General features: G+C 38.9%; 12 protein-coding genes and 1 tRNA gene. 8 read left to right on the forward strand and 5 right to left on the reverse strand.

Features of this window, described 5'->3' with window-relative positions; translation table 11 throughout:
• Window positions 1–112: 112 nt before the first annotated feature.
• Entirely contained in the window at window positions 113–280 is a 168-nt protein-coding gene (locus DW019_RS14410) for a cyclic lactone autoinducer peptide (protein ID WP_022375923.1), read from the reverse strand.
• Between the two features lie 200 nt (window positions 281–480).
• Here DW019_RS14410 and DW019_RS14415 point away from each other — a divergent pair, with 200 nt between their 5' ends.
• The 3 genes from DW019_RS14415 (at window position 481) to DW019_RS15215 (ending at window position 3,105) form a co-directional block, all read left to right on the forward strand.
• The gene (locus DW019_RS14415; RefSeq protein ID WP_118444016.1) at window positions 481–1,080 is read left to right on the forward strand and encodes an accessory gene regulator B family protein; all 600 of its coding nucleotides are present in this window, start codon (window positions 481–483) and stop codon (window positions 1,078–1,080) included.
• The gene (locus DW019_RS14420; protein ID WP_118444017.1) at window positions 1,065–1,805 is read left to right on the forward strand and encodes a LytTR family DNA-binding domain-containing protein; all 741 of its coding nucleotides are present in this window, start codon (window positions 1,065–1,067) and stop codon (window positions 1,803–1,805) included. The genes DW019_RS14415 and DW019_RS14420 overlap by 16 nt, the downstream gene beginning before the upstream one ends.
• Window positions 1,806–2,355: 550 nt before the next feature.
• Window positions 2,356–3,105, forward strand: a complete 750-nt coding sequence (locus DW019_RS15215; protein WP_182431162.1) for an ATP-binding protein — start codon at window positions 2,356–2,358, stop codon at window positions 3,103–3,105.
• A gap of 6 nt (window positions 3,106–3,111) precedes the next feature.
• Here DW019_RS15215 and DW019_RS14430 read toward each other — a convergent pair whose 3' ends face one another.
• Window positions 3,112–4,533, reverse strand: coding sequence for a spore germination protein (locus DW019_RS14430; RefSeq protein ID WP_118444018.1), 1,422 nt, complete (start codon window positions 4,531–4,533; stop codon window positions 3,112–3,114).
• Between the two features lie 105 nt (window positions 4,534–4,638).
• Between DW019_RS14430 and DW019_RS14435 the strand changes: the two genes are divergently transcribed.
• Both DW019_RS14435 and DW019_RS14440 read left to right on the forward strand, forming a co-directional pair.
• Window positions 4,639–4,815 carry a DUF4250 domain-containing protein gene (locus DW019_RS14435; protein WP_022375918.1) on the forward strand — a complete coding sequence of 59 codons (177 nt, stop codon included), beginning with the start codon at window positions 4,639–4,641 and terminating at the stop codon, window positions 4,813–4,815.
• Between the two features lie 17 nt (window positions 4,816–4,832).
• Window positions 4,833–5,261, forward strand: coding sequence for a GNAT family N-acetyltransferase (locus DW019_RS14440; protein ID WP_118444019.1), 429 nt, complete (start codon window positions 4,833–4,835; stop codon window positions 5,259–5,261).
• Here the strand turns inward: DW019_RS14440 and DW019_RS14445 are convergent.
• The 3 genes from DW019_RS14445 to DW019_RS14455 form a co-directional block, all read right to left on the reverse strand.
• Window positions 5,258–6,265 carry an AI-2E family transporter gene (locus tag DW019_RS14445; protein WP_118444020.1) on the reverse strand — a complete coding sequence of 336 codons (1,008 nt, stop codon included), beginning with the start codon at window positions 6,263–6,265 and terminating at the stop codon, window positions 5,258–5,260. The two genes, DW019_RS14440 and DW019_RS14445, sit on opposite strands and share 4 nt — an antisense overlap.
• Before the next feature lie 86 nt (window positions 6,266–6,351).
• A complete protein-coding gene (locus tag DW019_RS14450; protein WP_117479767.1) occupies window positions 6,352–7,071 on the reverse strand; it encodes a response regulator transcription factor in 720 nt (239 codons plus the stop codon).
• A 31-nt stretch (window positions 7,072–7,102) separates the two neighbouring features.
• A complete protein-coding gene (locus DW019_RS14455) occupies window positions 7,103–7,951 on the reverse strand; it encodes a HAMP domain-containing sensor histidine kinase (protein ID WP_022375914.1) in 849 nt (282 codons plus the stop codon).
• Between the two features lie 177 nt (window positions 7,952–8,128).
• Here DW019_RS14455 and metK point away from each other — a divergent pair, with 177 nt between their 5' ends.
• From metK to DW019_RS14470, 3 genes are all read left to right on the forward strand, one after another.
• A complete protein-coding gene (metK, locus tag DW019_RS14460; protein ID WP_117479765.1) occupies window positions 8,129–9,310 on the forward strand; it encodes a methionine adenosyltransferase in 1,182 nt (393 codons plus the stop codon).
• A 172-nt stretch (window positions 9,311–9,482) separates the two neighbouring features.
• A tRNA-Arg gene (locus tag DW019_RS14465) sits at window positions 9,483–9,559 on the forward strand.
• Between the two features lie 370 nt (window positions 9,560–9,929).
• Window positions 9,930–10,109, forward strand: coding sequence for a hypothetical protein (locus DW019_RS14470; protein WP_024721699.1), 180 nt, complete (start codon window positions 9,930–9,932; stop codon window positions 10,107–10,109).
• The last annotated feature ends 121 nt before the right edge of the window (window positions 10,110–10,230 follow it).

Genomic DNA, 10,230 nt, shown 5'->3' on the forward strand with positions numbered 1-10,230 from the left:
CAAAACCGGCACGAATGGTCATTTTTCATCCTTGAACGGTCAAAATCTTCTCCATTTGAAGTATCTATTTACTATAACGTTTCAAACGGAGAAAATCTGACAAAATAATTTACTAAATTTTCTTTTGTTCCTTTTTCAGAAATTCCTTAAAACCTTCTGGTTCTTTTGGCTGATAAAACAATACATGACAATATTCTGAAGCAACTGGCGCCGCAAAAACTGCCATTGTACAAATCCCCTTACAAATTTTCTGAATTAATTTTTTGTGTTTGAAATACATAGTATTTTCCCCCTTTGTTATTTTTTTGCAGTATATCATATAATCTGACTTTTTTTCTTTTTCCGTGACGAGTGGTCAAAAATAAGGGACGAACGGCAATTTGACCGTTCGTCCCTTATTTTTAACCACTCGTCACATTTTTTCTGTTTATAACATTTTTTAGTATATACTAACATTCTACAAAAAAGGGGGAATCATCTATGATACTTACAAAATGGTTAACACAAAAAATCATCAATATTGCCTTGGCAAACGATAAAACAGAAAAAAAAGATTTTTTCTTTTATTGCATTAACACATTATTAGAACAAATACTATTTGCCGTAACTATTCTATTGTTCGGCTTGCTTACAAATAAAATTACATCCTGTGTTCTCTTTCTCTTACTATTTACAGGGTTCCGACTAACCAGCGGCGGCTACCACGCATCGAAACAATGGATATGCACAATTCTGTCGTACATCTGTGCTATCGGAACACTTATTGTGTCACCATTGGTTCCCACTGGTCACCCTGTCATTTGGCTTACAATTTTTTCGGTCCTTGCATTTATTATTGTTAAAACACCACTGGTAGACCACCCTAATAAACGCTTTACAGAGACTGAGAAGCAAATATTAAAAAAGAAAAATTATTTATGCATCAGTATTGTAACTTTTGCTGAAATTGTTTTTTGCTGTACAAATTATGCCATTTATTATAAACTTATTACCATAAGTTGTTTTATTACTGTACTTAATATCTTAGCAGGCATGTTCAAAAATAGGAAGGAGGCGTATTCATCATGTTATTTAAAGTAGCAATCTGCGATGACGAAGAAAAGGACATTCAGGTGATACAACGTTTTTTACATATTTACGAAATGCAGCATGACATTGATTTCGAAATCAATACGTTTCAAAACAGCACAAAACTTTTGGAAAAATATGATTCAGCAGGAAGATACAATATTCTCTTTTTAGATGTTGAAATGCCTAAACTAAGTGGTCTCGAAGTAGCGGCACACATACGAGAAATTCCGGATAGAATGGCAAAAATTGTTTTTGTTAGTAACTTTCCGGAGTATATGCAAGACAGTTTTAATGTGGAGGCTTTTCACTATTTTCCAAAACCATTTCTTTTTGAAGATTTTGAAAAACTATTATTCCGCATTATTAAATCTTATCGTGAAAGTGAAAATGCTTCGTTTCTTTTGAAAGAAGATGGTGCAGAAGAAGTGATTTTTGCAGAAAATATTATTGCCATCCATTCTATTAATGCAAAAAAGAAACGGATACAAATTTTTTTAGAGTATAAAACTATCGAAGCCTATGGTGTTTTATCCGAATGGGAAAAAAAACTAAATTCGGATTCATTTTTTTGTCCGTGCCGAGGATACTTAGTGAATCTGAACCGAATTCATTTCATTAAAGATAACGAACTGATTATGAGCAACAATGAAAAAATTCCCCTAAGTCGAAGACAAGAAAAAGAACTTCGGAGTATTTTCTCAAAGAAATTATTATCTATTAATCAAGTTCGTTAGAAGGGGGAAACGCATGCTAGATATCATCTGCTCAATATTTGATATGGCATTAATAATTATATTTTTTAATGCCATTATGAAAAAAAGAAGGGAGGCTGTTCCTTTTTGGCTTTTTCTTTTTATTTTCGCTTGCATAGAAGGACTTCTTGGCTTTTTAGCCCAGTTTCTTTCCTATGCCAAGCAAAACCATTCTTTTTATATAATGGCCGGAATCAGTTTGCTTTCTCTATTTACTCTATCTTTTTTGTATGAGGGAAAGTTTGTTCATCGTATTTTCGCTGCTATTACATTTCAGCTATTTGCAACTTTAGCAGAAGTCTTTACGTTTTTATTCATTAAGTTGTTTCCTGTAGAAACAAGCGAAAAGCTTCTTGGAAATCCAGTTGTCTGCTCAATTGTATCGAAATTATTTTTATTCCTTTTCATTATGATTACAAATATCGTTTTTTTGAAAAGGAAAAAAATTTTTTCCTTTCAATACACATTATTAATATGCATTATGCCACTTGTTTCTATCATAATCATGATGACAATACCGGATCAATTTGAAATGGTATCAAATCCATTTTCATTGTCCTTTATTGGCTCTGCTGGTTTGCTATTTATCAATGTTGTAAACTATTATCTGTTAGACAATATTTTGAATGTGAACCGTCTCCAAAAAGAAAAAGAGCAGTTGAATCAGCAGCTTGCTTTTCAGTCAACAAAATACCAGCAGATTTCTACAGCATACCGTAACACACGAAGTTTAATGCATGATACCAAAAAACACTATTTTTATATAGAAGAATGTGTAAAAAAAGGCAACTACGATGTCATTGAAGACTATTTAAAAAAATCTATGGAAGACATTGAACAATCCTATAACCGTATAAATACAGGAAATTTGGTTATTGATGCCTTTGTAAGCAATCATATGTCAATTGCCGAAAAAGAGAACATTGAATTTCGGACGGACATCCAGGTAAGCCTGTCTAACATTCAAATCGATGATTATGACTTTAGTATCATTTTGGGCAATCTGCTAGACAACTGTCTGAATGCCTGCCGTGAAATTCAAGTGCCGGCTCCGAGACAAATTGAAGTATCCATCCGTACCACTAGTAAAGAGCTTTTACTGCACATTTCAAATACCTTGTCTCATCAAGCAAAAGAACATGAAAAAGATGAAATGGTACACGGATACGGAATCACAAATGTGGAAAACATTACGTTAAAATACTATGGTACCTATGTCTACTATATTGAAAGGGATAGGTATCATGCTATTGTATCCATTCCATGTAATATCATGATATAACGCCGTTTATTTTTCCGAACTCGGCAGATTTACCCGGAAAAACCGTCGCAAAAACTGTTTCGCATTAAACGGAACAATCGGATAAATATAGCTTTTTCCGCTGATTGTCCGGTTCGTCACAATCAAAACAACTACCAGCACCGTACCGGCAAGCAGCCCCCACGGACCAAATGCAGCGGTAAGACAAATCAAAATAATCCGCATGAACTTCAGCGCATAGCCAAGTTCCAAACTGACCTGCGTGTAATTTGCCACGGCCACAAATGCCATATACAGCATGATTTCGGCATTGAACCAGCCGGAACTTACCGTATAATCACCCAATATAATACCTGCCACGACACTAAGCGGCGTGCTCAGCATATTCGGAGTATTCACCGACGCTAGTTTTAATCCATCAATGGCGAACTCCAAAATCAGCATTTGCAGGAAAATGGGGACATTCACCGGGTCATTAATCTGAATAAACTTTAAGGACTCCGGAAGCCACTCCGGATGCATAATAAAAAGTAAAAATACCGGCGTCATAAAAACGGCAAGAAAATCAATGACCATTCGCGACAGCCGCAGGTAAGTTCCTGTCACAGGAGGAAAATAATAATCGTCCGCATCCTCGACAATATCAAAAACCGATGTCGGTAAAATCATGGCAGATGGCGAATTATCCACTAAAATTGCCACACTCCCCTCCAATATACTGGCTGCTGTGACATCCGGACGTTCCGAAAACTTGAATTTCGGAAACGGATTATACCACTTGTGCTGATATAAACATTCTGCAAGACTCTGCTGATTCATGGAAAGAGAATCAATCTCAATCGCGTCAATCCGCTTACGAATGTTGTTTAACATTTCCGGCTCCACACGGTTACCCATATAAGCAATTACGACATCTGTCCGTGAACTTTTTCCTACTGTATGCATTTCCATCACAAGGTCCGTAGAACGAATTCTTCTTCTGACCAATGCCGTATTATACACAACGGTTTCCACAAAACCATCTCTGGAACCGCGCATTACTTTATCTTTTTCCGGTTCGTCGACCGAACGTGCCGGATATGTTCGAAAATCCATTGCGAGCAGTTCGCAGTATCCATCCACCATCAAAAGCGGAACACCCGATAAGCACCTCTGAATCAAATCATTTTCTGTCCGCACTAAATCAATCTCACCATACGGCAATTTTTCATTTAAAAAATCATGCGCTGTTTCCGGCATTTCCTCCGGTTTAATTTTATAGAGAAATTCTAATACCTTCTCCATAATTTCGTCTTTACAGAAACCGTCAACAAAATAAAAACAAGCCTTTTTACCACCAATAATCACCACCCGGTACAGCAAATCAAAGCTTTTATCAATCTTCAAAAGTTCATCAATCCGCTGTTTATTTTTGCTAAAATCCTTTGAAAATTCTGTTCTCTGCGACATAATCACCTCCCAAAAAGATTCTTTCTTCTAATAGGGTTGACAAGAAACTATGTTTTTATGTATGATAGTTGGGAATCAATGAAAATACACAGGAGGTGTTTGATTGTGGATGTACCACAGGACCCCATTATTTTAGTTAGTTTTGTAAATACAAAATTACGGGATCAATTTGCAACTTTGGAAGAATTGTGCCAGACATATGAACTGAATCAGGCAGAGCTTTGTCAGACATTGGATTCCATTGACTACCAGTATGATGAAACAACCAACCAGTTTGTCTGATACTTTAGGAGCTTGCTATGAACATAGAAAATATAACATTAAATCATTCCATAACAATTGATGAATATAATGACCTTCGTGCAAGCGTAGATTTTATTACCATAAGAGAAAATCGCGCCCGCATCGCCCTCGACCATTCCCTCTATACCCTGATTGCCAGAGAGAACGGACGGCCTGTGGGCATGGCGCGTGTTGTCGGAGATGGTGGGTACGTCTATTTTATCTGCGATGTCATTGTGCGTCCATCGCACCAGTCGCAGGGACTTGGACGATATATTATTGAGCATGTTCTTTCCTGGCTGGAAAGTCAGGTGGATGAGGGAGAGACCATTATGGTAAACCTTATGTCCGCATTAAATAAAGAACCTTTTTACGAAAAACTTGGTTTTCACAAACGTCCGTTTTCAGACCACGGCTCCGGTATGAGCCGCTGGATTTCCCGCTAGGTTCGTTCCCGTTCAATGAGTTCTTCGCGTACCGCTTTCAAAATGGTTAGAGAAACCGGTCCCAAAATCACACCGCCGATGCCAAACAATTCGATTCCGGCATACACGGAAATAATCAGATACAAGGGTTTAATCCCCACTTCTTTTCCAATCAGTCTCGGTTCTAAAATTTCTCTCAAAAATGTAACCACGCAAAAAAGAGTTGTAACAATTGCTGCATCATAATATCGTCCGCCAATGACACTTAATACCGCCCATGGAACCAATACCATGCCGCTCCCAAGCACCGGAAATGCATCCAGTAAAGCAATTCCAATCGCAAGAAGTATCGCATAATCATTTCCCATGAAATAAAAACCAAGTGCCAAAAGTGCCGCAATAATGAATAACAATAGTGACTGCGCTTTGAGATAAGCAAGTCCGGCACCACGCAGTTTTTGCACAAACGGGCGTAGCCTCCCACGCACCGCAGGCATTTTGTCATCCAGCAAAATTAAAAGCACCGACAAAAAGAAAATAAACAGAGAACTAATGGCTCCAATTCCCTTTTTTACGAGAAAAATGGCACACCCGGACAATTTAGGAAGTAAATCCGTGCCAATTTTCTGATAAAGCCCTGCTGCCTGACCCTCTAAATAATCAAAACTGCTTCCATCCGCAAGCTCCAGCATCCGGTCGCAGTGACTGCACATTCTTTCAAGCATTCTTCCGCAAATCTGCCCATAAACCGGTATTTTCTGCAGCAGCATCATTCCCTGACTAATAATTAATGTAATGATATAAACACTAAATCCCCCTAAAATCAACAGCGTAAAAAAGACAACTAAAAAAATACTGACTTTCCGCCTCCATTTTAATTTATTTACCAGAAATTGTATCATTGGCGATACCAGTTTTGCAAAAAAATAGGCAAGTACAAAGGGAAGCGTCAGCGGAAGCAGAAATCGAAAAGAAAACCACAACAAAATCGTAAGGCCAATTAAAATCAAATGTCTTGTTTTCATGCCGCACCTCCCGTAAATATAAAAAGCAGCAGACCATACGGCCTGCTACCTTAGTATCTTCGATTTTTAATTTTTTATCCCTGAAATTAATTGGCGCGGAACCGGTATCCAACACCCCAGATGGTCTCAATATACTCCGGATTGGATGTATCCTGCTCAATTTTTTCACGAATTTTTTTGATATGCACGGTAACGGTGGCAATATCGCCAACCATGCCATTTTCCCCAATCGGACCTACATCCCAGATTCGCTGGAACAGCTCTTCTTTCGGGAATACATGATTTGGATTTTTTGCCAAAAAGTAAAGCAAATCAAATTCTTTGGAAGTTAAATTTTTCTCTTCACCACGAACAAATACACGACGGGCGGTACGGTCAATCTTTAAATCACCAACCTCAATCGTCTCATTCTTTGCTGTCTTCTCAGATGATTTCTCCGTCAAAGACTCATAACGGTTTATATGTGCTTTCACACGTGCCACCAATTCACTCGGACTGAATGGTTTTGTCATATAATCATCTGCACCAAGTCCTAATCCATGGATTTTATCAATATCTTCCTTTTTTGCCGAAACAACAATGACAGGTGCCAAATACTTTTCTCTGTATTTGCGGCAAATTTCGAATCCGTCCTGTCCCGGAAGCATTACATCAAGAATCAGCAAATCATACTCTCCGCTCATTGCTTTTGCTTCGCCCTCAATGCCGTCGGTCTCAATCGTAACCTCAAAATCACTAAGCTCCAAATAGTCTTTTTCCAACTCAGCAATTGGTAATTCATCTTCAACAATAAGTATTTTCTTCATACTGGCCCTCCATTCTACTAATCCTATGCTATCATATTTTTTTCTTTTCGTCTACTTTCTTTGGCAAAGAAAAAGAAATTTTCGTCCCTTTCCCCTTTTCGCTTTCCGCATAAATCTGTCCGCCATGGTCTTCAATTATCTTTTTTGCAATCGCAAGACCAAGTCCGGTTCCTCCGGTTTTTGAATTTCTGGAACTGTCGGTTCGGTAAAAACGTTCAAAAATCAGCGGTAGTTCATCTTTCTCGATTCCCGAACCATTATCAGTAATCCGAACCCAGACCATTTTCCCGGCATCCTCAATATGAAGAAATATCATTCCCAAATCTTTATCAATGTATTTGTATGCATTTCCAATTACATTATAAAAAACTCGTTTTATCTTTTCCTCATCAATGTAAAGGCACGTTCCCTTTTCCACATCATTTCGATATAAAAAATCAATCTTTCTGGTTTCCAAGTCAAGCGACAAATTGCTCATACACCGGCTGATGTATTCATCAATTTCGACACCTCCTTTTTTATATTCAATTTCTTTATTATAAATTTGAGCAAACAACGACAACTCATTTACCAGATTTGCCATGTCATCTGCTTTATTTCTTATGGTACTGATATACTTGTTCATGCGGTCAGGGGTTGCCGCCACTCCATCTAATATTCCCTGGGCATACCCGCGTATCGCCGTTAAGGGTGTTTTTAAATCATGTGTAATATTGCTTAGCATTTCCCTCATGACAAGTTCAGATTCTTCTTTTTTTTCATCCAGCTGCTTCTGTAATTCATCTACCTGTTTGGAAAAACGCTTCTTATGAATGGTTATGGAAATAATATTCTGAAGCCCCAAAACAACAAGGCAAATGACAAAAATGTGAATTGCCATAGTTCTCCTCTTTATCACTTTTTATTCTTTATTTTACCGTCTGTTTCTATCATAACATAAAAAAATAAAAATGTGTAAAACTTTATCATTTTTTATCATTTTTTCCAACTTGACGATATTTTACTGTTATAGTAGAATAAGAATGTTATTTACGTATGAATTTGAATGGAGGAAACCATGGGTAAGATACTTTTTACTTCTGAATCGGTAACCGAGGGACATCCGGACAAAATCTGTGATCAGATTTCCGATGCCATCTTGGATGCTATGCTCGCACAGGACCCGATGAGCCGTGTTGCCTGCGAAACTGCAATCACTACTGATTTGGTTTTAGTTATGGGTGAAATTACATCCAATGCAACGGTTGATATTGAAGCAATCGTTCGCGATACAATCTGTAAAATTGGCTATGACGATGTTGCAAAGGGCTTTGACGGAAAAACCTGCCAGGTTAAAATTGCACTGGACAAACAATCTTCCGACATCGCAATGGGCGTCGACAAAGCATTGGAAGCGAAGCTGACGGACTCCGAAATTGAATCGGAAGGTGCCGGCGACCAGGGTATGATGTTTGGTTACGCAACAAACGAAACCGACGATGACTATATGCCATATCCAATTTATCTGGCACACAAATTGTCCCGCCAGCTTTCCAAAGTCCGCAAAGACGGAACGCTTTCCTACCTGCGCCCGGACGGCAAATCACAGGTCACGGTAGAATACGACGAAAATGGAAATCCACTGCGTTTGGATGCTGTTGTTGTTTCATCGCAGCACAGCGAAGATGTTTCCTGGGAACAGATTCAGAAAGACATCCGCAAATATGTCGTAGATGCTGTTCTCCCTGCGGAATTAATTGACAAAGATACAAAATTCTATATTAACCCAACCGGTCGTTTTGTAATCGGCGGACCAAACGGCGACAGCGGTTTAACCGGTCGTAAAATCATTGTCGATACTTACGGTGGCTGGGCACGCCACGGCGGCGGCGCTTTCTCCGGAAAGGACCCGACAAAAGTTGACCGCTCGGCTGCATACGCAGCCCGCTACGTTGCCAAAAATATTGTAGCTGCCGGTCTGTGTGACCGCGCAGAAATCCAGTTGTCCTACGCAATCGGTGTTGCTTCACCAACTTCCGTACGCATTGACACATTTGGCACCGGCAAATTACCGGAAAGCAAATTAGTCGACATCATTGCCGAGAACTTCGATTTGCGTCCGGCCGGCATCATCCAGATGCTCGACCTCAGAAAACCAATCTATTCCCAGACTGCTGCCTATGGCCACTTCGGCCGCAGCGACTTAGACCTTCCTTGGGAGAGATTAGATAAAGTCGATGTTTTGAAAAAATATCTGTAATTACCGGATAAAATAAAAATCTCCGGCTTATGCTGCATAAGCCGGATTTTGCTCTCATAGTTAAATGGATATAACAGCCCCCTCCTAAGAATATGTTATAACGACCGCCTTTCGGGCAAAGGCGATTGACATTGAGTAAGTTTAAGACTAAAATTGAATAGATTTTAAAGATGTTTCCGTAGCTCAGCTGGATAGAGCGACCGCCTCCTAAGCGGTAGGTCGGGTGTTCGAATCACCTCGGGAACGCCAAAAACTCCGCCGGAAAACCCAGTAAAATCAAGGGTTTCCGGCGTTTTTTCATTTTTACGGAAAAAGTGAAAAATCGTAAAATTCACAGATTTTCATTAGCAAAATCTCCGTCAGCTAATGGAAATTAGGACGAATGTCGTCCGCCTTTCAGGTGAACGACTTGCTAATAAAAATTAGCAGGATTTTCGCTATTTTGCTAATGAAAATGCCCTCTCTGCTAATGGCAGAAAAATTCGAGCAAAATTCCTGCTAATGAATAAGGCGTTCGTTACCCTGTTAATTCGTTCATTTAGGGGTGGTCAAGCGACAATCGCACACTACTTCTATGCCATTTCTTATTATATAATTGCGGTAACAGGAGGTGGTTGTTTTGAAAGAACAAAAATATCATTTATACCTTTCCAAGGACGAATACAGCGAAGTGCTGCAATCACTTATCCGTTTGAAGAACAGCCTGATAGCACAAGGCAGATACACGGACGCAGCAGATGATATTATTTGCAAGGTGCTTTCAGCCAAGAAAAGAAAGTTCAAAATCAAATATATCTGAACACGAATAAAGACCGCCTACACTTTTGTAAGCGGTCTTTGCTAATTTAGAGTAAGTTAGACAAACTGGAATTTGCGGGTTCTTTACATAGATAAAATTTCAATTTTCAAAGCTATCCCCA

Origin of the sequence: Clostridium sp. AF37-5 (assembly GCF_003477605.1) — a bacterium.
Lineage (GTDB): Bacteria > Bacillota > Clostridia > Lachnospirales > Lachnospiraceae > Eubacterium_F.